We start from the raw sequence: 19,937 nt of genomic DNA, 5'->3' as shown, positions 1-19,937 counted from the left end.
GCCTGCCATTTCCTGTTTTATGCCTGTAACACAGCCCCTGTTCGGGCCTCTCTATGCCGCGAGATTGCTGATGAAACGACTCCCTCTGCTTGCACTGCCCCTGCTGCTGGCTGCCTGCGCCACCAGCCAGCCACCAGTATCCCCCCCACTGGCGACCCTCTATGACTATCAACTGGGTAATTCGCAGCAGGGAGCGCTGACTCTGGATCAGGCCACTGCCCGTCTCGCGGAGGCCGACATCATTCTGGTGGGCGAACTGCACACCCACCCAGCCATTCACCTGTTGCAGTCACAGCTGCTGAGCGCCCTGTATCAGCAAGCAGAGCAACACGGACGGGGGCTGACCCTCTCCATGGAGCAGTTCAGCCGGGCCGATCAAGCGACCCTTGATGCCTATCTGGCGGGCAAGATTGGTGAAGCCGCGCTGATCCGCGAAGGGCATGCCTGGCCCAACTACCCGAGCGACTATCGCCCGCTGGTGGAGTTCGCCAAGGCGCACCACATGCCGGTGATCGCCGCCAATGCCCCCAAGCCGCTGGTGAGCTGTGTCGGTCAGGAAGGAGTCGCCTGGCTAGACAAGTTGCCCACCTCACGTCGCAGCCAGCTGGCCCGCCAACTGACGCTGGGGGATGATCCCTATCGCCAGAAGTTTATGGCCTCCATGCACCACGGCGATGCCGACAGCAACGCCCGCCGTTTCGCCGCCCAGACCAGCTGGGACGACACCATGGCCGAGAGCATGGTGGATTACCTCGCCAGCCATCCGGGCCAGCAGATCATGCATATCGCCGGTAATTTCCATGTAGAGGGGGGGCTCGGGATTGCCAGCCGCATCGCCAGCCGCAACCCGGCGCTCAAGGTGGCATTGGTAGTCCCGCAAACCGGCGAAGAGACAGCCCCGGGTCGAGCCGCCGATGTAACCGTAAAGATGATGCCGCTCCCCGAACGCTGGCAAAACAGTGCCGAGATGAAGCAAGATATGGGCGCGCTGCATCAATCCCGCAGCCGTGACTGCAGCCAGTGGCTGCAACCCTAATCATCAAGGAAACGGCGGGTACAATATGGATGTGTTACTGATCATCGATGTGCAGCAAGGGGTCATGAAAGAGACCCACCATCAGCAACAGCAAGTGCTGGCCAATATCAATCGGGCTGCGGCCCATGTCAGGCAACAACAGGGGCGAGTCATCTATATCCAGCATGATGATCTGCCGGGTGGCGAGCTGGAACCCGGCACCCCGGGTTGGCAGTTGCACAGTGCGCTGCAGCCAGCCAAGAGCGATAGCCGGGTACGCAAGAGCGCATGTGACAGCTTCCTCGACACCGAGCTCGCGTTTCTGCTGGCAGAACAGCCGGTCGACAGGCTTATCCTCTGCGGCAGCAACACCGATTTCTGCGTCGATACCACGGTGCGCAGCGCAGCCTCTCATGGCTTCGAGGTGTTCGTATTGAGCGATGCTCACTCCACCGCCAATCGCCCTCACCTTGGCGCCCCCCAGATCATCGAGCATCACAACTGGATATGGCGCAACCTCGACCTGCCGAATGGGCGCAGTGTGACCCTGCTCACCACCGACGAGCTGCTGGCAGTAACACCCGTTGGGCAGCCATGTTAATCTGGCGCCCTCGCTTTGTTTCTCATCGGAGTCTTGCCGTGCGTCTGTTGCCCGCCACCCTGTTGCTGCTCTTTCCCCTGCTGTCGGCCTGCTCCAGCTTGCCTGGCCAGAAGTATGACGGGCCCGAGCCCCTCTTCCTGACCCATATCAACGAGGAGGGGAGCAAGCGCTTCACCTTTGAAGCAGCGCCCAACGATACCCTGCCGCGCGGCCTCTCTGCCGCCCAGAGCCAGCGCCTGCTGGAGCAGCGGGAAGCATTGCAGGAGAACCTGCTGACCCAGACCCTCGCCAGCAAAAAGTACTGCCGGGAAGGGTACATAGTGCTGAGCCAGACCTCCTGGAAGGTACGGGGTGAGTGTAACGAGACGGCAACCGCTGCCGATCGCAGCACCTTCCCCAACAAGGCCTCCTGGCAGGATTAAGCAATCCGGACGAGATAACGCAATAAAAAACGGGCAGCCAATTGGCTGCCCGTTTTGTTGTAACTGATGTCGTGTCGTCAGACCGGCGCATCGGCCGGGCTGGTGAGCTCGGCACCGTTGTCGATGCGCTTGTGCCCTTCCACCAGATGGACGAAGTCCACCAGCTCGTCACCGGAGACCGCAAACGCTTGGCCGAAGCCCTTGACGAACAGCCCCTGCTCCGGCTTGAGGCGGAACAGTTTGAAGTCCTTGAGGTTGGAGAGTCCCTTGATAATCTCGCCAAAACGGCCTTCAAGCGCCGCCACGGCCTTGCTCCAGCGATCGTCGTCACGGGCAACCACTTCGGCCACAGCATCAAAGGTCAGACGCTTGCGGGCAAACAACTCGCGAGCACCACTCTCATCCTCGATCAGCATCAGGGATACCCGGGGCACCTGCTGCAGATTGCGGGCATGGCGGGCGATCTCGGAGATCAGCACATAGTAGCCATCTTCCTGCAGCACGAACGGCGCATAACTGGCGTTGGGATTACCTTGGCTGTCGACGGTGGCGAGCTGCAGGGTACGGCAGCTGTCGCGAAACTCGCGGATCTCCGGTTGCAGGCGGTTCTGCAGACGCTCCTGACGTTCACTCATGCTTTTACTTCCTCTTGAGACGGGTGGCGCAGGGCCATAAAACGGGTGACCTGATCGGCAAGCAACTGACGCTTCTCGTCGCGGCCGAGATAAACCTTGAAGATGCAACGACCGGAGTGGCCGAAGAACTGGAAGGAGTGCCCCTCCTTGCCCATGAACAGCTTGCTGACCAGCGCAATCCCCGCCACGTTGTCGAGCTTGAGGTGGCCGTGCAGCTCACCATCGCGGCCCATCAGGTTGTAGTAGCCACGCGCATCTTTACCTTTCGGGAACGGCGCCTTCACTTCGAAGATGGAACCTTCCGACTCGACGATGGTGGTTACCGGGCCCCAGTCGGCCAGATCTTCCAGCAGAGCTTGTGCGCGATCGGCGGGCAACAGGGTCACCAGCTCCGCGGGCAGCTGGCGAACCACCTCCCACTCGCTGACGGCCAGCTGGGCTGCAATGGTTGAAGGGTGAGCGCTGGGATCCTGCTCCAGCATCTCCTGAATGCGTTGTGCAATGCTCATCGTTTCTCCCTCGGCGAGGCACCAGCCTCGCTGTTTATCATGGCGGCTACTCTAATAAAGCACCAGAATCAATGCAATTGATAATTGCTATCATTCTCAGTGCATTTTGTTCAAACCCTTGATATTCTCGGCGGCACATCCGTTTCACCCTATTGTCGGAGGTTAGCATGGGCCGTCCTCTTGCCCTCGCACTCACCCTGCTGAGCAGCTCTCTGCTCCCCCTGTTCACTCATGCTGCCGAGGCGCCCAATACCCGCATCGTCAGTATTGGCCCGGCCACCACTGAACTCATTCTGGCGCTCGGTGGCGACGATCGCCTCGTTGCGACCGATGTCAGCAGCCCCTTGCCAAAAGGGTTGCCCAAGGTGGGCTATCAGCGTGCGCTGGCTGCCGAAGGGATCCTCAGTCTGGCACCGACTCTGGTAGTTGGCAGTGACGAGATGGGCCCAGCGCCAACCCTCGATCAGCTGCGCCGTGCCGGGGTCAAGGTAGAAGTACTGAAAACGGCACCGACTCTGGCCAACCTCAATGAGCGTATCGATACCCTGGCCAGCCTGCTGGATGACCAGGCCGCGGGCGAGCAGCTCAAACAGCAGATCCAGAGCCAGACCGAGCAGCTGGCAGCACAAACCAAACAGAACAAGCCGCTCAAGGTTGCCTTTTTGCTGCTGCACAAGGGGCAACCGGTGAGTATTGCCGGGGGCGACACCACCGCCGGTGCCCTGCTTACGCTGGCTGGCGGCACCAATACCGCAGCCACGCTGCGCAGCTACAAACCCGTCTCCGCCGAATCCCTTATCGAGATGCAGCCCGATCTGGTGCTGGTCAGCGGCCGCGACTGGCAGCGCTACGCCGACCCGGCCAAGGTGCTGGCCGAAGTACCCGCACTTGCCGCCACCCCGGCCGGCAAGCGCAATGCCATTCACGCCATCGACGGTCACGCCCTGCAAGGGGGCCTGAGCCCCAACTCCCTGCAGCAGGCGAACCAGATCGCCCAGTGGCTCAAACAGGGGTCATGATGCGCTTGCCCCTCCCCTGGCTGCTGGCCCTCACCACGGCCGCACTCGCCCTGTTGTTGCTCGGTTCGCTGGCAACCGGGCCGATGGCACTCACCCTGAGCGAGAGCCTGCGCGCGCTCTATGCCGGACAGGGGAGCGGAATTGCGGCCCACAAGCTTTTGATCGTGCAGGAGATTAGACTCCCTCGCACCCTGCTCTGCATCGCGGTCGGCGGGATCCTCGGGCTCTGTGGCGCCGTGATGCAGGGGCTGTTTCGCAATCCCCTTGCTGACCCCGGCATCATAGGGGTCTCCGGCGGCGCGGCGCTCGGAGCGGCCTTGGCCATCGTGCTGCTGGCCCCTCTCGGTCAATCACTGCAACAGCTGCTCGGCGTCGGGCTATTGCCGCTGCTCGCCTTTCTCGGCGGTGCGCTGACCACGACGCTGGTCTATCTGCTCGGCACCCGGGAGGGCGGCACCTCGGTGACCGTCATGCTGCTGGCCGGGGTCGCCATCACGGCGCTCTCGGGCGCGGTGATCGGCCTGCTCAGCTATCTCGCCGACGATCAGATGCTGCGAGATCTCAGCCTCTGGCAGATGGGTACCCTGGCCGCCGGCAAACCTGCCGACATGGCGTTGGCGCTGCTTACGCTGGCGGCCCTGCTGTGGCTCTTTATGCGCGATGCCAATCCCCTCAACGCCCTGCTGCTTGGCGAAGGGGAAGCCCGTCATCTGGGGATCGATGTGCAGGCGCTCAAGCGCCGCCTGATTCTGCTCACCGCAGCAGGTGTCGGCGTGGCGGTGGCGGTATCGGGGATGATCGGCTTCGTCGGGCTGGTGGTACCTCATCTGGTACGACTGTTGGCTGGCCCCAACCATGTCAGACTGCTTCCCCTCTCCGCCCTGATGGGAGCAGCCCTGCTGCTGGGGGCCGACATGCTGGCGCGCACCCTGCTGGCCCCGGCCGAGCTGCCGGTCGGCATCATTACCGCTCTGCTAGGAGCCCCCTTTTTCATCTGGCTGCTGATCAAGAGCCGCCGCGCGCTCTAACACGGATTGCTATGGAACGATTTGCCTCCCCCCTGCTGACCTGCTCCCGGCTGAGCCTGCGCCGTGGCCAGCGCCAGATCCTGGATGGGCTCGATCTCGCTCTGCAAAGCGGCACCCTGACCGCCCTGCTTGGCCCCAACGGGGCGGGCAAGAGCACCCTGCTCAAATGCCTGACCGGTGAACTGCCCCATGAAGGCACCATCACCCTGTTTGGCCGGGAGCGTCAGCTGTGGGATAGCAGCCAGCTGGCCCACCGGCTCGGGGTGCTGCCACAGAGCTCGTCGCTCAACTTCCCCTTTCTCTGTGAAGAGGTGGTGGCCATGGGACGCCTGCCCCACAGCGAACCCGCTCGCCGCAAGGAGGAGATAGTAGCCGCCGCCATGGCCCATGCGGGGGTCGAACATCTGGCCAAGCGGCTCTATCCGGGCCTCTCCGGCGGCGAGCGGCAGCGGGTGCAGTTTGCCCGGGTACTGGCCCAGATCTGGCAAGCCCCTGATTCACCCGAGCAATCGGAACAACCACGGCTGCTGCTGCTCGACGAACCCACCTCGGCCCTCGATCTGAAATATCAGCACCAGTTGCTGGCTATGGCCCGGGCGCTGGCCAGCCGCAATACCGCCGTGCTGGTGGTGCTGCACGATCTCAATCTGGCGGCACGCTATGCCGACCGGCTGGTGATGCTGGAGCGGGGCAAACTGATGGCCGATGGCACACCGGGCGAAGTGCTCACCCCCGAGCTTATCTCCCGCCTCTACGGCTATCCGGCTCAGGTGCTCCACCATCCAGAAAGCGGCCTGCCGATGGTGGTGTAAGAGATTGGAAAACTGTCGTCCCTTACCGCAACACGGGCCGAAGCGACCTGATTTATCCCGAGTCATACAGGCCAGCCAATATTCATCATCGACCCAGACTGGCTGTGAATAGCCTCACACTTTGGCCAGACAAACATCCCGTAGCCTTGAGCGATCTCTATAATGGCGCAGCCGCATGGCACGCTTAACTCATTGATGCTACGGAATAATTACAATGAAAAATATCAACAAGACCCTACTGGCCGCAGCCATTTCCCTCGGAATGCTGGCAGGCTGCAACAGTGATACCGACAACAACGAAGCAAAGGCACCCAACTCCATGGTCCGTTTTGCCACCTTCAACCTCTCCTTTGACCGCACTGCCGCCGGCATGCTCTCTGGTGAGCTGGCACTGACTCGCTCCGCGCAGGATGAGTTGCTGGCCCGCCTCGCAGGCGGCAATCTTAGCGGGGCAGAGAAGACCAAGGCCCTGAACGTGCAGCAGATCCGCAACGTGGCGGAGATCATCCAGCGCACCCGCCCGGATGTGTTCCTGCTCAACGAATTCGACAACGATGGCAAAGGCGAGAACACCGCCGACCTGAAAGCCTTCAACGATAACTATCTGGCCCACGCCCAGCATGCCGAAGTGACGGCCATTAGCTATCCGGTGATGCAGAACTTCGCCACCAACACCGGCCTGATGAGCGGTTATGACCTCAACCTCGACGGCAAGGTCAACAGCGGCCCCGATGATGCCTGGGGCTTTGGCAACTACCACGGCCAGTACGCCTTTGCGGTGATGTCCAAATATCCCATCGACACCAAGCAGATCCGTACCTTCCAGAACTTCAAGTGGAAGGATATGCCGGGCGAGAAGAACCCCGTCATCGATGACTGCAACAACCCCAATGCCAAGATCCCGGCCAGCCGCCAGTGCGGCGATGCCTGGTATGCCAATGAGGTGTGGCAGAAGTACCCGCTCTCTTCCAAGAACCACGCTGACGTGCCGGTGCGGATCAAGACCGACAAGGGAGAAGAGGTCATTCACTTCCTGATCTCCCACCCGACCCCGCCCATCTTTGCCAATGCGGCGCGTCACACCGTCAAGCACAACCGCGCAGAGATCGCCTTCTGGAACGACTACGTCAAGGGGCTCAACTACATGGCCGATGACAAGGGCACCAAGGGTGGACTGGCCAAAAATGCCAAGTTCGTCATCGCCGGCGATCTCAACGCCGATCCGCAAACCGGTGACGGTGACCTGAGCGCCATTCAGGATCTGCTGAACAACCCGCTGATGAATCAGGCCATCACCAATGGCACCCTGATCCCGGTCAGCGAAGGAGGCCCGGAGTGTGTCAGCAAGGGGACCGACTGCAAACGCAATCTGAATCGTCCCAACCCGGAGCGGATCACCAACACCAGCGTGCTGCAGCTGGATCACGTCATCCCCTCAGCGAATCTCAACGCGGTGAAGAGTGGTATCTACTGGCCGGCCAGCTTCGAGGCGGGTTACCACCTGGTCTATGATGCGAAACTCGGCATCGCCAAGGGAGTCAGTTCGGATCACCGTATGGTCTGGGTCGATCTGAAACTCGATTGAGCTACCCACTGACCGTCAATTCGGGGGCCTTCTGGCCCCCTTTTTGTTTTCGCCATATCGCCGCGTCTGCCGCTGGCTCAGACTCCATGCTGAGTAACCAGACAGTTACCGATCGCCACGGCGGCAGACGATTCGGCAAATCGTGCGCTACGCCACCATTCCGATACCCCTGCCTTGCAAGGGGGTATGGGGTTTGCTAATACTCCGCGTCCATTAAATAACCAACTATTACCGGGGCAATGAGCAGTGGCGTTTGAACAATTCACTCTGGTGATCTCGCTGTTCCAGCAGCTCTGCGTCTATCTGGTGATCGCCTGGCTGCTCTCCAAGACACCGCTGTTCATGCCGCTCACTCAGGTGACCCTGAACTGGCCCCACAAGCTCCTCTGCTACCTCATCTTCTCCGGCTTCTGCGTCATGGGCACCTATTTTGGCCTGAGAGTTGAGGACTCCATCGCTAATACCCGCGCCATCGGTGCCGTGCTGGGGGGCATCGTCGGCGGCCCCGTGGTGGGGCTGCTGGTAGGGCTCACCGGCGGCATTCATCGCTACTCGCTGGGGGGCTTTACCGCGCTGGCCTGCACCTTCTCCACCATCGCCGAAGGGCTGCTCGGCGGCCTGGTGCACCGCCACTTCGTCGCTCGCCACCGGCTCGACCTGCTGTTCAGCCCCTGGGTAGTCGGCTCGGTGGCCCTTATCGCCGAGCTGATGCAGATGGGGATCATCCTGTTGGTGGCCCGCCCGTTTGACGACGCCGTCCACCTCATCGAGAACATCATCGCCCCCATGCTGGTGGCCAATACCCTGGGGGCCGCCATGTTCATGCGGATGATCCTCGATCACCGCGCCATGCTGGAGAAGTACTCGGTTGCCTTCTCTGCCCGCGCCCTCAAGATCGCCGAGCGGGCGATGCGGGTGCTGGACAAGGGGTTTACCCAAGAGGCGTGTCAGCAGATGGCGCGCATCCTCTACGAGGAGACCGGGGTCGGCGCGGTGGCCATCACAGATCGGGAGAAACTGCTCGCCTTTATCGGCATCGGCGAGGATCACCACCTGCCGGGCACCGCCATCAACTCGGCCCACACCTTCAAGGCGATCCAGCACAACGAGGTGGTCTATGCCGACGGCAACCTCATCCCCTACAGCTGCAACCTGCATCCCCAGTGCCGGCTCGGCTCCTCGCTGGTCATTCCGCTGCGGGGGGAAGAGGGCTCAGTGGTGGGCACCATCAAGCTCTACGAGCCCAAGCGCAAGTTCTTCTCCTCCATCAATCGCACTCTGGGAGAGGGGATTGCCCGGCTGCTCTCCGGCCAGATCCTGGCGGGCAAATACAACGAGCAGAAGCGACTGCTGGCCCAGTCGGAGATCAAGCTGTTGCAGGCGCAGATCAACCCGCACTTCCTGTTCAACGCCCTCAACACCCTGTCGGCGGTGATCCGGCGCGATCCCGAAAGCGCCCGCACCCTGGTGCACAATCTCTCCACCTTCTTTCGCAAGAACCTCAAACGCCAGGGGGACGAGGTGACCCTGGCCGACGAGCTGGAGCATGTGAACGCCTATCTGCACATCGAACAGGCCCGCTTCGCCGAGCACCTGAGCGTGCAGATCCATATTCCCGAGTCGCTGCTGGAGTACCGGCTGCCCACCTTCTCCCTGCAGCCCATCGTCGAGAACGCGGTCAAGCACGGCATCTCCCAGATGTTCGAACCCGGCCTGCTGACCCTGACCGCCCGGATTGAGGCGCAGCGGGTGTTGCTGGAGGTGTGCGACAACGCCGGGCTCTACCAGACGAAACAGGAGGGGAGCGGCCTTGGCATGAACATAGTGGATCGGCGCATCAAGGCCCGTTACGGCGCCGAGTATGGGGTCGCCATCGACTGCGTCCCCCATCAATCAACCCGGGTGAGGATCACCCTTCCCCTGCAGGAGAGCCCATGCTGACCGCCCTGATCGTTGACGATGAACCCCTCGCCCGCGAGGAGCTGCGCCTGTTGCTGGAGCAGGCGGGCAATATCCGCCTGCTGGGAGAGTGCGCCCACGCCATGGAGGCGCTGCCCGCCATCCATCGCTTGAAACCCGACCTGCTGTTTCTCGACATCCAGATGCCGCGCATCAACGGGCTGGAGCTGGTGAGCATGCTGGACCCGGACTTGCGCCCCCACATCGTCTTCATCACCGCCTACGACGAGTTTGCCCTGCGCGCCTTTGAGGAGAACGCCCTCGACTACCTGCTCAAACCGGTCACGGCGGAACGGATGAACCGGGCGCTGGAGCGCATCCAGCGGTTGCTTTCGCCCAAAGGTGAGCTGGCGGGCCAACCGCTGCCGGATCCGACCCGCATCGCCCAACCCCTGCGCAGCATCCCCTGTAGCGGCCACAACCGGATTCTGCTGCTGCCTCTTGGCGAGGTGGAGTTCATCCACAGCGATCTCACCGGCAACCGGGTGATCAGCGGCCAGCAGCAGGGCACCACCGAGCTGACCCTGCGCACGCTGGAGGAGAAGACCGGCTTCGTGCGCTGTCACCGCCAGTACCTGCTCAACCCGGGCCAGATCCGCGAAATCCTGCTGCTCGACGGCGGGTTGGCGGAGGTGGTGACCCAGGGCGGCCACAAGGTGCCGGTGAGCCGCCGCTACCTCAAGCCCCTCAAGGCGTTGCTGGAGATCCCCTGAGGGGGCGGGTCACTCACCCCGCTCCCCTGCCCGTTACCACTCACCCGCTTGCCACACCCGCCGGCTCCCCCCTCAAACCGCTCGGGGCCGCATTTCTGCCGCTCGCGGGCAGAACCCGGCCACTGACCTTTTCTGCGCTCCCCTTTCCCTGCCGCATCGGTAGAGTGCAGCCTGAGCCCGGCCAGATTGGCCACAGGAAAAGGAAACTCCCCCATGCAACACGCAATCACTTTTGTCATTGCGGCCCTCTGCATCCTCGCCATTGCCTATCGCCTCTACGGCGTGTTCTTTGTGCGCAAGGTGTTGCAGGCTGACGACAAACTGGTCACCCCCTCCCACCAGCTGGAAGATGGCAAGAACTATGTGCCGACCAACAAGTGGGTCAACTTCGGCCAGCACTTCGCGGCCATCGCCGCCGCCGGCCCGCTGGTCGGCCCGGTACTGGCCGCCCAGTACGGCTACCTGCCGAGCTTTCTCTGGCTGCTGATCGGCTGCGTCATCGGCGGCGCTGTGCACGACACCGTCGTGCTGTTCGCCTCCATGAAACATCAGGGCAAGTCTCTCTCCGAGGTGGCCAAGGCCGAGCTTGGCCCCATCGCCGGCTGGTGCACGGGGCTCGCGATGCTGTTCATCATCACCATCACCATGGCGGGTCTCTCCATGGTGGTGGTGCACGCGCTGGAACGTAACGCCTGGGGTGTGTTCGCGGTGTTCATGACCATCCCCATCTCCATGGTGGTGGGAATTTGGCACAAGCTGACCGGCAACCTGCAAGCCGCCTCCTGGGTGGGCTTCATCGCCGTTCTGGCCTGCGTCTTCTTCGGCCCTTACGTACAGGAGAGCGCCTTCGGTGCCTGGCTGACTCTGCGTGCCGAGACCATCAGTCTGGCGCTGCCCATCTACGCCTTCTTCGCCACCGCGTTGCCGGTCTGGCTGCTGCTCACCCCGCGCGGCTACATCTCCAGCTTTATGAAGATCGGCGTGTTCGGCGCGCTGGTGATCGGCGTCATCTGCATCAACCCGGAGATCCAGTTCCCCGCCATGACCCAGTTCGTCCACGGCGGCGGCCCGGTACTGGGCGGCCCGGTCTGGCCCTTTATCTCCATCACCATCGCCTGTGGCGCCATCTCCGGCTTCCACGCCTTTATCGGCTCCGGCACCACCCCGAAACTGGTGGACAAGTGGAACGACATCCTGCCGGTCGCCTTCGGTGCCATGCTGGCCGAGTGCGTGGTGGGCGTGATGGCACTGATCGCCGCCACTGCCCTGCACCCGGCCGACTACTTCGCCATCAACGCCACCCCGGAAGCTTTCGCCAAACTGGGGATGCAGGTGGTGGATCTGCCGTTCCTCTCCCAGGAGATCGGCATGGACCTGAACGGTCGCACCGGCGGCGCCGTCACCCTGGCGGTGGGCATGTCCTACATCTTCACCAAGGTGCCCTGGTTCAGTAACCTCGCCTCCTACTTCTTCCAGTTCGTGGTGATGTTCGAAGCGGTGTTCATCCTGACTGCCGTCGACTCCGGCACCCGGGTTTCCCGCTACCTCATTCAGGACTTCTTCGGCGAGTTCTACCCGCCCCTCAAGCGCATCGACTGGATGCCGGGCGCCATCGGCGCCAGCGTGCTCGCCTGCGTGATGTGGGGCTACCTGCTGATGTCCGGCGATATCGGATCCGTGTGGGCGTTGTTCGGGGTATCGAACCAGCTGATGGCCTCGGTGGGCCTCATCATCGGTGCCACCATCATCTTGCGACTGGCCAGCAAGCGCCGCTACATGCTGACCTGCCTCATTCCGCTGGCCTACCTGTTCGTCACCGTCAACTACGCCGCCTACTGGATGATGAGCAACGTCTACTTCAACGCGGCCGCCAAGGGCTACAACCCGATGAACGGCATCATCTCCCTCATCATGCTGGTGCTGGGGATGCTGATCCTGCTCTCTGCCCTGCGCAAGTGGAGCGAGCTGTGGAAGCTGCGCCAGCAGCCCTCCTACAAGGTGGTCGAGGCAACCGCCTCCTGATCATCCCGACCATGACCAAGGCCCCGCACAAGCGGGGCCTCTCTTTATGTGGTGATTTTCATGCGGACTCATTGAGGGACAACTCATTAATGAGCCCCCCGATCACAGAACCGTCTATCCGAAAGTGGTAGTATGCCCGCTCCTGTCACCCTGCTGTCCGACGGCAAACCGGGGTGGCCTCTCCTCCGCTTTCACTTTTTGAGGAACGATTTGATGGAACTGCTTCTGCTTAGCAACGGTAAAGCCAACGAATTTCCGGGTCTGCTCGGCTGGGCCCGGGATCGGGTTCAAAGCCTGCTCGCGCGCAAACAGGTCAAGCGCATCCTGCTCATCCCCTACGCGGTGATCCGCAGCGACTGGGATGCCCGCGCCAACGAGCTGCAGGAGAGTCTGGGAGTCGATGCCATCAGCATCCACCACTTCGATGATCCGGTTGATGCCATCAATCAGGCAGACGCCATCTTTATCAGCGGCGGCAATACCTGGCGTCTCAACCAGATGCTGCATGAAAACGGCCTGATCGTGCCGATCCAGCGTGCCGTGCGCGAGCGGGGCGTCCCCTATGTGGGCTGGAGCGCCGGTTGCAACGTGGCGACCCCGAGCATCCGCACCACCAACGACATGCCGGTTTGCAGCGCCGCCGTGCTGCCGGCGCTGGGCCTGTTCCCTCTGCAGATCAACCCGCACTATCTGGACGCCAGCATCAGCGGCCACATGGGCGAGACCCGCGACGAGCGTCTGGCCGAGTTCTGCGCCATCAACCCGAGCGAGCATGTGGTGGCCCTGCGCGAAGCGAGTCTGCTGCAAATCACCGGAGAAAACGGCAGCGAGCGTCTGGAGTACTGGAGCGCCCGCGAGCAGGACTTCAAGATCTTCAAACACGGTCAGGAGCCGCAAGCCTTTATGGACGCAGCCCCGCTGGCCGAACTGACCCCCTTCAAGGTCGGCTGAGCCACGCAGAGCGCCGTGCCACTGGCAAGCGGATAGCTCGCGAAATCGTAAAAACAAAAGAGGGATGGCTCAATGCCATCCCTCTTTTTTATCGTCATCTTTCAGCTGGTTGCAGCCTGCTTACTCACCCTGCAGGGTCACCAGCACCTTGCGGGCGCCGCCATCGACACGATGCTCACCAAGCCAGATCCCCTGCCAGGTGCCGAGCGCCAGCTGACCGTCGCGAACAGGCAGCTGCAGGCTCACCCCGAGCAGGGAGGATTTGATGTGGGCGGGCATGTCATCCGGCCCCTCATAGGTGTGGCGATAGTAGGGGGCATCTTCCGGCGCCAGCCGGTGCAGATGGGCCTCCATATCGCTGCGCACGCTGGGGTCGCAGTTCTCGTTGAGGGTGAGCGAGGCAGAGGTGTGTTGCAGCAGCAGGTGCGCCATGCCAATCCGGTAATCCGCCAGCATCGGCAGCTTGGCCACCAGTTCGTCGGTCACCAGATGAAAGCCCCGCGAACGGGGCTTCAGGGTCAGCAGGCACTGCTGCCACATCAGACGTACTCCATAAAGACGCGGGAGGTGAGTTTGGTGATGAGTTCGTAGGGGATGGTGCCAATCTCGTCGGCAACCCGCTCCACCGGTAGCCCCTCGCCCCACAGTACCGCCTCGTCGCCGGGCTTGTCGGTCGCGCCCGGGCCCAGATCCACCGTACTCATATCCATGGAGACACGCCCCACCAGCGGCACGATGCGGCCGTTGACCAGCACGGAAGTGCCGTTGGGCGCCATGCGCGGATAGCCGTCACCGTAGCCGATGGCGATCACGCCAAGGCGGGTATCGCGATCCGCCACCCAGTTGGCGCCGTAGCCCACCGGCTCGCCCGCCTTGTGATCCCGCACCGCAATCAGCTGGGTCTTCAAGGTCATCACCGGCTGCAAATCATAATCAGCCGCCACCGTGTTGGGGAATGGCGACACGCCATAGAGGATGACGCCGGGGCGCACCCAGTCGCAGTGGGAGTCCGGCCAGGCCAGAATGCCCGCCGAGTTGGCCATGGCCCGTTCCCCCAGGAGCGGCGCGGTCAACTTGCTGAACAAATCGATCTGCTCGCGGGTGGTGGGCTGCTCCAGCTCATCGGAACGGCTGAAGTGAGTCATGATGTTGAACGGCTGCACCACGTTCTTGCACTTGCCGAGGCGCTCGATAAAGGCGGGCATCTCGTCGGCCCGCACCCCGAGCCGGTGCATGCCGGTGTCGAGCTTGAGCCAGGCCACCACGGGGGCTGGCAGCTCGGCCTGCTCCAGCGCTTCGAGCTGCTCCCAGGTGTGAACCGCCGTCTGCAGATTGTTGGCCGCCAGCACCGGCAGATCATCGGCAGAGAAGAATCCCTCCAGCAGCACAATGGGTTTGACCACGGCGCAGGAGCGCAGCATCAGCGCCTCTTCGATACGGGCCACCGCATAGGCATCCGCATCCACCAGGGTGCGGGCGACCGGCAGCAGTCCGTGGCCATAGGCGTTGGCCTTGACCACAGCGATGATCTTGCAAGCGGGAGCGTGGCGCTTGACCACGGCGAGGTTGTGGCGCAAGGCCGCAGTGTTGATTTGGGCAGTAGCCGCTTTCATGGTTTTCCCTTACGAGGGCACAAATGGTCTCCCCCTCATCGGGCAGAAGACCGCCACTCACTTATCGTCGTCGAAGGCCGGACCGGCATAATTGTCGAACCGGGAAAACAGGCCCTGAGCGGCAGCCAATGACTGGCTATCGATCAGGGCAGTCGTGGTAATGACGAAATCGCCATCACCTTGGGTTTACATCAATAATCGTCGTCAAACGCCGGGCCGGCGTAGTTGTCGAACCGGGAGAACTGACCCTGGAAGGTGAGACGCACCCGGCCGATGGGGCCGTTACGCTGCTTGCCGATGATGATCTCGGCAATCCCCTTGTCAGGGCTGTCATCGTGATAAACCTCATCACGATAGATAAACATGATCAAGTCCGCATCCTGCTCGATGGAGCCCGATTCACGAAGATCCGAGTTGACCGGACGCTTGTCGGCCCGCTGTTCCAGGCTTCGGTTGAGCTGGGAGAGCGCCACCACCGGGCACTGCAGCTCTTTGGCCAGCGCCTTGAGGGAGCGGGAGATTTCACCGATCTCCAGAGTCCGGTTGTCGGAGAGACTGGGAACCCGCATCAGCTGCAGGTAGTCCACCATGATCATGCTGATGCCACCGTTGTCCCGCGCCACCCGCCGGGCGCGCGAGCGCACTTCGGTCGGGGTCAGGCCGGAGGAGTCATCGATATACATCTTGCCCTTCTCGAGCAGCAGACCCATGGTGGAGGAGAGACGGGCCCAATCCTCGTCGTCGAGCTGACCGGTACGTACCTTGGTCTGGTCGATACGCCCCACCGAGGCGAGCATACGCATGATGATCTGCTCGGAGGGCATCTCCAGCGAGAAGATAAGCACCGGCTTGTCGGCAGTGAGGGCAGCATGCTCACAGAGGTTCATGGCAAAGGTGGTCTTGCCCATGGAGGGACGGGCAGCGACGATGACCAGATCCGAGCGCTGCAAACCGGCGGTCATCTTGTCCAGATCGTTGTAGCCCGAGGAGACGCCGGTCACCCCGTTGTGCGGGGTCTTGAACAGCTCTTCAATCTTGTCGACGGTCTGCTCGAGGATCAGCTTGAGCGGCTGGGGGCCTTCGTTGGCGCTGGTGCGCTGCTCGGCGATCTGGAATACCTTGCTCTCGGCCAGGTCGAGCAGATCGTTGGAGGTACGGCCCTGCGGCTCGTAGCCCGCTTCGACGATCTCGTTGGCGACCGAGATCATCTCCCGCACTACCGCCCGCTCGCGCACGATTTCGGCGTAGGCGTTGATGTTGGCGGCACTCGGGGTGTTCTTGGCGATCTCCACCAGATAGGCGAAGCCACCTGCCTCTTCCAGCTGTTCAGAGCGCTCCAGCTCCTCCTGCAGGGTGATGAGGTCGATGGGGTTGCCCGCGTTGGAGAGGCGGGTCATGGCCTGGAAGATCAACCGGTGCGGACGGCTGTAGAAATCCTTGTCGATCACCCGCTCGGCGACCCGATCCCAGGCGTCGTTATCCAGCATCAGGCCGCCCAGTACGGACTGTTCGGCCTCAAAAGAGTGGGGGGGAACTTTCAGCTGTTGTGTCTTGGCGTCTTTTTTCGCCGTCACTTGCTCTGCCATACACATAAAAACCGCAGCGGGAAGGGGACGGGAATTTTACAAAAGAAAGCCAACTACGGCGAGCCCTATCTGGCGGCTCATACCATCATAAAGGGCCAGACCAGGGTCTGTTCGCTCTTGCTGCTTCTGGTTTTGCTGCGCATCTTGCGCTCTTTGCGGCTCAATCGTCTGCTTTTCATGCTGCACACTCCTGACATCGAGACCCACCCGAGGTGGTAATTCGTTCATGAATAATTCATGCCTGTCATGGTACTTATCGGCACAAGCTGCGACACATTTAGGGACAGGCAGCCTGCCATGCGCCTTGCTGAGCTTGCCTAAGCAGAGCATGCCCCAACTACAGACGAGAGTGAAAGAGTCAAAATGAAAAAGATGCTGACCCTGTTTGCCATGATCCTGGCCATCGGCCTGGGGGCACCGCACGCCGAGGCCAAGAAGTTTGGTGGCGGCAAATCCTTTGGCAAAAGTTACAAGACAGCGCCGGCACAGCCTGCGGCCAAACCGGTCGACAACAAGAACCCGACCCTGGGTGCCCAGACCCCGCCGAAAAAGAGCGGCATGATGGGTGGTCTGCTGGGCGGTCTGCTGGCCGGTGGCCTGTTTGCCTACCTGCTGGGCAGCGGCGCCTTTGAAGGTCTGCAAGGGATGGACTTCCTGCTGATCGCCCTGCTGGCACTGGGTGCCGTCTTCCTGTTCCGGGCCATGCGCCGGGGCAAGATGGGAGCGCCACAACCGCAACAGACGGCCTATGCCGGTTATCAGCCACCCCAGAGCGCAGCCCCGCAGCAGTTCGAGCAGAGCCACAGCGCGCCGCAAGCGACCGGCTTTGCCGACAGCGATGTGCCGTTCCGCCTGCCGCCGGGCTTTGACATGAACGGCTTCCTGGCCGGTGCCCGCGACCACTACCGCACCCTGCAAGAGGCGTGGAACAAGAACGATTTGGAAAAAGTGCGCGAATACGTCAGCCCCGAGCTGTTCGAGCAGCTCAAAGCCGAGCGCGCCGAACTGACTGGCGACCAGCATACCGAAGTGATGTATGTGGATACCCAGCTGGTGCGCGCCGACTACGGCAGCGACTGGGCCCAGGTGAGCGTGCGCTTCAGCGGCCGCTACATGGACCGTCAGGAGCAGGTTGAAGAGGATATCAAAGAGGTGTGGCACCTCGAGCGCGATCTGGCCAAGAACAATGCCCCCTGGCATATCGTTGGTATCGAGCAGCTGTAAAGCGACGCTCATCCGGGACAAAAGAGGCAGCCATCCGGCGGCCTCTTTTTTTGTCTCACGGTCTGGCCCCACAAATCGGCGGAAGGCTTGTCAGGGCCAACAAACGAATCTGGCAGAGCCTCTCTCCTGCCACCGGTTTGGTATAAGCCAAAGCAATGCCATTTAATAAAAACCTATAAATTAAATTTATAGTGGCAGGATGCGCATCTCCTTATGCCTTTAGCGCTGCCAGCGGCCCCTCAAAGGGATATGGCCGATCTCGCTAGGAGGTAGCAGAGCGGAAAACGTCGAGTGTGGGCGGCAGGATAAAGGGAAACGCGCCTTGTAGCAGGGATACCAAGCACCAGGCAGCCGGTGCCTAACCGGCTCAGGTCATCGTCACAAGATAAAAAAATCCCCGAGCTAGGCCCGGGGATCTCTTTGCATGGAGCAGCCAAGTACGGCTCCTGTGATGGCTATGCAAGGTTGCTTAGTTGCACCCTTCTGCAGAAGTGGAGTTCAGATAGCTCACCTCGTTGGCCGGCTGATAGTCAGCAACGTTGATGGTCTTCTTGACCTCGATGTACTCCTTCAGCACAGCGGCATCGACCAGGCCGGCGTTGATGGTATCGATCTTCGGATAACCATCGCCACCGGAGGCACTGAAGCTCGGGATGGCGAAGCTGTAAGTGGCGGCCGGGTCAAACGCCTTGCCACCGATGCTGGTGATATTCACGCTCTTGGCCTGGCAATCCACCGCCATATTGATACCGCCAAACTGGGCGTAACCACCGGTGTTGCGGGTTTTGGTAGCAACCTGACCCAGATAGGTCGCCAGCTCGCTTCCCTTCATCACCGCCTTGTTGACCGTGTTGCCAAAGGGGTGCACCAGCAGCACGCTGCGATAGGTAATGTCGCCAGCCGGGATGCTGTCACGCACACCACCCGAGTTGACGATACCGAAATCAACGCCCAGCTTGCCGGTGGTCGCCGTCGTGATCAGGCGACCAAGGTTGGTCTGCTTGTTGCGCACCGAGTTGCGATCGCCAACCAGCAGCCCATCGGTGGAACCGATCACCACACTGAGCTCCTGCTGACCCTTCTCCTGATAGGCGAGCAGGGTATTGTAGAGCTCTGGATCCTTCACGATCTCGTCCTGCACGAACTGCATCTTGCTGGTGTCTTTGGTCACGGCACCGTTGGCATCGATCGCCTCGCCCTTGGCGTTGCGCTTGATGAGGTTGACCGGGATCAGCTCATAGCTGGTCAGGGTCAGCTTGCCATTCTGGTAGTCAAACTGGGCACGACCCACATATTTGCCCCACTCATGGGCCTGCATGATCCAGGTGCCGTTCTGCTGATCCGGCAGGCAGGTATCACCCGGCTTGAAGTTGGCGTACTTGTTGGCGGTACCCGGCTCCATACAGACCGGATTCTGGGAGTGGCCGCCAATAATGGCATCCAGGGTGCCAACCGGCAGCTTGCGAGCCATCTCCACATCGCCCGGCGCGTTGCTGCCGTGCTGGCCATCGGCATAGTGGCCCATGTGGGTGATGGCGAAGACCAGATTGGCCTCCTTCTTGTCACGGATCTGCTTACCCAGTGCGGCAGCTTCCGTGGTCGGATCGCGAAACTCCAGAGTTTTCACGTTGTTGGGGTCCACCAGCTGGGCGGTATCCTCGGTGGTCAGGCCCAGTACGGCGACCTTGAGACCGCTCTCCAGCTTGAACACCTTGTAGGGGTCGAAGTAGTGCTTGCCACTCGCCTTGTCATAGATGTTGGCGGAGAGCATGGGGAACTTGGCCCACTGACGCTGCTTCTCGATCACGCTGAGGGGGTTGTCAAATTCGTGGTTGCCCACCGCCATGGCGTCGTAGCGGATGCTGTTCATCGCCATGAAATCGGGTTCGGCATCCTGCAGATCCGACTCGGGTACCCCGGTATTCACGTCACCGCCGGAGAGCACCAGCACATCGCTGCCAGCCGCCTTGGCCTCGCTACGCAGCCGCTCGACCAGCGTCTTCTGGGCCGCCATGCCATATTCGTTTTCCGCGTTGTTCCAGAAACGGCCGTGGGTATCGTTGGTGTGCAGAATGGTCAGTTTGCAGACATTTTCGGTGCAGGGTGCCACGCTGTCGTTTTTTGAGGTATTACAGCCAGTCAGTGCAGCAAACACGGCCAGGGCCACGCCGCCTTTGATAAAGTTATTATTCATTTCCATATCACCTTGATTGTTTTGTTATTTAGCGACCCTATCCAGCAGG

Annotated in this window: 18 protein-coding genes; 12 read left to right on the top strand and 6 right to left on the bottom strand. The window is 61.5% G+C overall.

The genetic code is table 11. The features are described 5' to 3' along the window. Positions 1 to 67: 67 nt before the first annotated feature. Genes AAHA39_RS18775 through AAHA39_RS18765 form a run of 3 tightly spaced genes read left to right on the top strand, consistent with a single transcriptional unit; the run spans position 68 to position 2,038 of the window. Positions 68 to 1,036, top strand: a complete 969-nt coding sequence (locus AAHA39_RS18775) for a ChaN family lipoprotein (RefSeq protein ID WP_320656396.1) — start codon at positions 68 to 70, stop codon at positions 1,034 to 1,036. A gap of 25 nt (positions 1,037 to 1,061) precedes the next feature. Further along, positions 1,062 to 1,616: a cysteine hydrolase family protein gene (locus AAHA39_RS18770; protein WP_042030796.1), complete on the top strand. Its 555-nt coding sequence runs from the start codon at positions 1,062 to 1,064 to the stop codon at positions 1,614 to 1,616. A gap of 38 nt (positions 1,617 to 1,654) precedes the next feature. Then, positions 1,655 to 2,038: a hypothetical protein gene (locus tag AAHA39_RS18765; RefSeq protein ID WP_139395401.1), complete on the top strand. Its 384-nt coding sequence runs from the start codon at positions 1,655 to 1,657 to the stop codon at positions 2,036 to 2,038. A gap of 77 nt (positions 2,039 to 2,115) precedes the next feature. Here AAHA39_RS18765 and hutZ read toward each other — a convergent pair whose 3' ends face one another. Both hutZ and hutX read right to left on the bottom strand, forming a co-directional pair. Further along, positions 2,116 to 2,673: a heme utilization protein HutZ gene (hutZ, locus tag AAHA39_RS18760; RefSeq protein WP_201968351.1), complete on the bottom strand. Its 558-nt coding sequence runs from the start codon at positions 2,671 to 2,673 to the stop codon at positions 2,116 to 2,118. Next, entirely contained in the window at positions 2,670 to 3,182 is a 513-nt protein-coding gene (hutX, locus tag AAHA39_RS18755; RefSeq protein WP_320656348.1) for a heme utilization cystosolic carrier protein HutX, read from the bottom strand. The genes hutZ and hutX overlap by 4 nt, the downstream gene beginning before the upstream one ends. A 167-nt stretch (positions 3,183 to 3,349) precedes the next feature. Here hutX and AAHA39_RS18750 point away from each other — a divergent pair, with 167 nt between their 5' ends. The 8 genes from AAHA39_RS18750 to pepE all read left to right on the top strand — a co-directional run bounded on the left by AAHA39_RS18750 (position 3,350) and on the right by pepE (position 13,271). Beyond that, complete coding sequence (locus AAHA39_RS18750) at positions 3,350 to 4,201, top strand: heme/hemin ABC transporter substrate-binding protein (RefSeq protein ID WP_320656347.1); 852 nt, start codon at positions 3,350 to 3,352, stop codon at positions 4,199 to 4,201. Continuing rightward, positions 4,198 to 5,229 (top strand): FecCD family ABC transporter permease, encoded by a 1,032-nt coding sequence (locus AAHA39_RS18745; protein ID WP_320656346.1) that lies wholly within the window; start codon positions 4,198 to 4,200, stop codon positions 5,227 to 5,229. Before AAHA39_RS18750 ends, AAHA39_RS18745 begins: the two co-directional genes overlap by 4 nt. An 11-nt stretch (positions 5,230 to 5,240) precedes the next feature. Next, positions 5,241 to 6,041: a heme ABC transporter ATP-binding protein gene (locus AAHA39_RS18740; protein ID WP_320656345.1), complete on the top strand. Its 801-nt coding sequence runs from the start codon at positions 5,241 to 5,243 to the stop codon at positions 6,039 to 6,041. A gap of 214 nt (positions 6,042 to 6,255) precedes the next feature. After that, positions 6,256 to 7,626, top strand: a complete 1,371-nt coding sequence (locus tag AAHA39_RS18735; protein ID WP_342690032.1) for an endonuclease/exonuclease/phosphatase family protein — start codon at positions 6,256 to 6,258, stop codon at positions 7,624 to 7,626. 246 nt (positions 7,627 to 7,872) lie between these two features. Next, positions 7,873 to 9,567 carry a sensor histidine kinase gene (locus tag AAHA39_RS18730; RefSeq protein ID WP_320656302.1) on the top strand — a complete coding sequence of 565 codons (1,695 nt, stop codon included), beginning with the start codon at positions 7,873 to 7,875 and terminating at the stop codon, positions 9,565 to 9,567. Next, the gene (btsR, locus tag AAHA39_RS18725; protein ID WP_320656303.1) at positions 9,561 to 10,298 is read left to right on the top strand and encodes a two-component system response regulator BtsR; all 738 of its coding nucleotides are present in this window, start codon (positions 9,561 to 9,563) and stop codon (positions 10,296 to 10,298) included. Before AAHA39_RS18730 ends, btsR begins: the two co-directional genes overlap by 7 nt. 213 nt (positions 10,299 to 10,511) lie before the next feature. Beyond that, positions 10,512 to 12,320, top strand: a complete 1,809-nt coding sequence (locus tag AAHA39_RS18720; RefSeq protein WP_041210547.1) for a carbon starvation CstA family protein — start codon at positions 10,512 to 10,514, stop codon at positions 12,318 to 12,320. Positions 12,321 to 12,533: 213 nt separating this feature from the next. Continuing rightward, positions 12,534 to 13,271 carry a dipeptidase PepE gene (pepE, locus tag AAHA39_RS18715; RefSeq protein ID WP_041210546.1) on the top strand — a complete coding sequence of 246 codons (738 nt, stop codon included), beginning with the start codon at positions 12,534 to 12,536 and terminating at the stop codon, positions 13,269 to 13,271. A 120-nt stretch (positions 13,272 to 13,391) separates the two neighbouring features. On the opposite strand, the gene AAHA39_RS18710 is transcribed toward pepE, so the two are convergent. The 3 genes from AAHA39_RS18710 to dnaB all read right to left on the bottom strand — a co-directional run bounded on the left by AAHA39_RS18710 (position 13,392) and on the right by dnaB (position 16,470). Then, positions 13,392 to 13,811 (bottom strand): secondary thiamine-phosphate synthase enzyme YjbQ, encoded by a 420-nt coding sequence (locus AAHA39_RS18710; protein ID WP_320656304.1) that lies wholly within the window; start codon positions 13,809 to 13,811, stop codon positions 13,392 to 13,394. Beyond that, entirely contained in the window at positions 13,811 to 14,884 is a 1,074-nt protein-coding gene (gene alr, locus AAHA39_RS18705; protein WP_185228398.1) for an alanine racemase, read from the bottom strand. The genes AAHA39_RS18710 and alr overlap by 1 nt, the downstream gene beginning before the upstream one ends. Positions 14,885 to 15,075: 191 nt before the next feature. Then, positions 15,076 to 16,470: a replicative DNA helicase gene (gene dnaB / locus AAHA39_RS18700; protein WP_041210543.1), complete on the bottom strand. Its 1,395-nt coding sequence runs from the start codon at positions 16,468 to 16,470 to the stop codon at positions 15,076 to 15,078. A gap of 363 nt (positions 16,471 to 16,833) precedes the next feature. On the opposite strand from dnaB, the gene AAHA39_RS18695 reads away from it, so the two are divergent. Continuing rightward, positions 16,834 to 17,694 carry a Tim44 domain-containing protein gene (locus AAHA39_RS18695; protein WP_041210542.1) on the top strand — a complete coding sequence of 287 codons (861 nt, stop codon included), beginning with the start codon at positions 16,834 to 16,836 and terminating at the stop codon, positions 17,692 to 17,694. A gap of 469 nt (positions 17,695 to 18,163) precedes the next feature. Here the strand turns inward: AAHA39_RS18695 and ushA are convergent, their stop codons facing one another. Then, complete coding sequence (gene ushA / locus AAHA39_RS18690) at positions 18,164 to 19,888, bottom strand: bifunctional UDP-sugar hydrolase/5'-nucleotidase UshA (protein ID WP_104016701.1); 1,725 nt, start codon at positions 19,886 to 19,888, stop codon at positions 18,164 to 18,166. Between the last annotated feature and the right edge of the window lie 49 nt (positions 19,889 to 19,937).

The organism is Aeromonas sp. SE22, assembly GCF_038739755.1.
GTDB lineage: Bacteria > Pseudomonadota > Gammaproteobacteria > Enterobacterales > Aeromonadaceae > Aeromonas > Aeromonas jandaei.
The sequence above is the reverse complement of the archived record's forward strand: the minus strand, read 5'-3'. Positions and strand labels throughout refer to the sequence as shown.

What these genes read in the sequence shown, in the direction of transcription:
- AAHA39_RS18750 (WP_320656347.1), top strand. Translation starts at nt 3,350, where the DNA reads ATGGGCCGTCCTCTTGCCCTCGCACTCACCCTGCTGAGCAGCTCTCTG.
- alr (WP_185228398.1), bottom strand. Translation starts at nt 14,884, where the DNA reads ATGAAAGCGGCTACTGCCCAAATCAACACTGCGGCCTTGCGCCACAAC.
- pepE (WP_041210546.1), top strand. Translation starts at nt 12,534, where the DNA reads ATGGAACTGCTTCTGCTTAGCAACGGTAAAGCCAACGAATTTCCGGGT.
- hutZ (WP_201968351.1), bottom strand. Translation starts at nt 2,673, where the DNA reads ATGAGTGAACGTCAGGAGCGTCTGCAGAACCGCCTGCAACCGGAGATC.
- AAHA39_RS18735 (WP_342690032.1), top strand. Translation starts at nt 6,256, where the DNA reads ATGAAAAATATCAACAAGACCCTACTGGCCGCAGCCATTTCCCTCGGA.
- AAHA39_RS18740 (WP_320656345.1), top strand. Translation starts at nt 5,241, where the DNA reads ATGGAACGATTTGCCTCCCCCCTGCTGACCTGCTCCCGGCTGAGCCTG.
- ushA (WP_104016701.1), bottom strand. Translation starts at nt 19,888, where the DNA reads ATGAATAATAACTTTATCAAAGGCGGCGTGGCCCTGGCCGTGTTTGCT.
- AAHA39_RS18770 (WP_042030796.1), top strand. Translation starts at nt 1,062, where the DNA reads ATGGATGTGTTACTGATCATCGATGTGCAGCAAGGGGTCATGAAAGAG.
- AAHA39_RS18695 (WP_041210542.1), top strand. Translation starts at nt 16,834, where the DNA reads ATGAAAAAGATGCTGACCCTGTTTGCCATGATCCTGGCCATCGGCCTG.
- btsR (WP_320656303.1), top strand. Translation starts at nt 9,561, where the DNA reads ATGCTGACCGCCCTGATCGTTGACGATGAACCCCTCGCCCGCGAGGAG.
- dnaB (WP_041210543.1), bottom strand. Translation starts at nt 16,470, where the DNA reads ATGGCAGAGCAAGTGACGGCGAAAAAAGACGCCAAGACACAACAGCTG.
- AAHA39_RS18710 (WP_320656304.1), bottom strand. Translation starts at nt 13,811, where the DNA reads ATGTGGCAGCAGTGCCTGCTGACCCTGAAGCCCCGTTCGCGGGGCTTT.
- hutX (WP_320656348.1), bottom strand. Translation starts at nt 3,182, where the DNA reads ATGAGCATTGCACAACGCATTCAGGAGATGCTGGAGCAGGATCCCAGC.
- AAHA39_RS18745 (WP_320656346.1), top strand. Translation starts at nt 4,198, where the DNA reads ATGATGCGCTTGCCCCTCCCCTGGCTGCTGGCCCTCACCACGGCCGCA.
- AAHA39_RS18720 (WP_041210547.1), top strand. Translation starts at nt 10,512, where the DNA reads ATGCAACACGCAATCACTTTTGTCATTGCGGCCCTCTGCATCCTCGCC.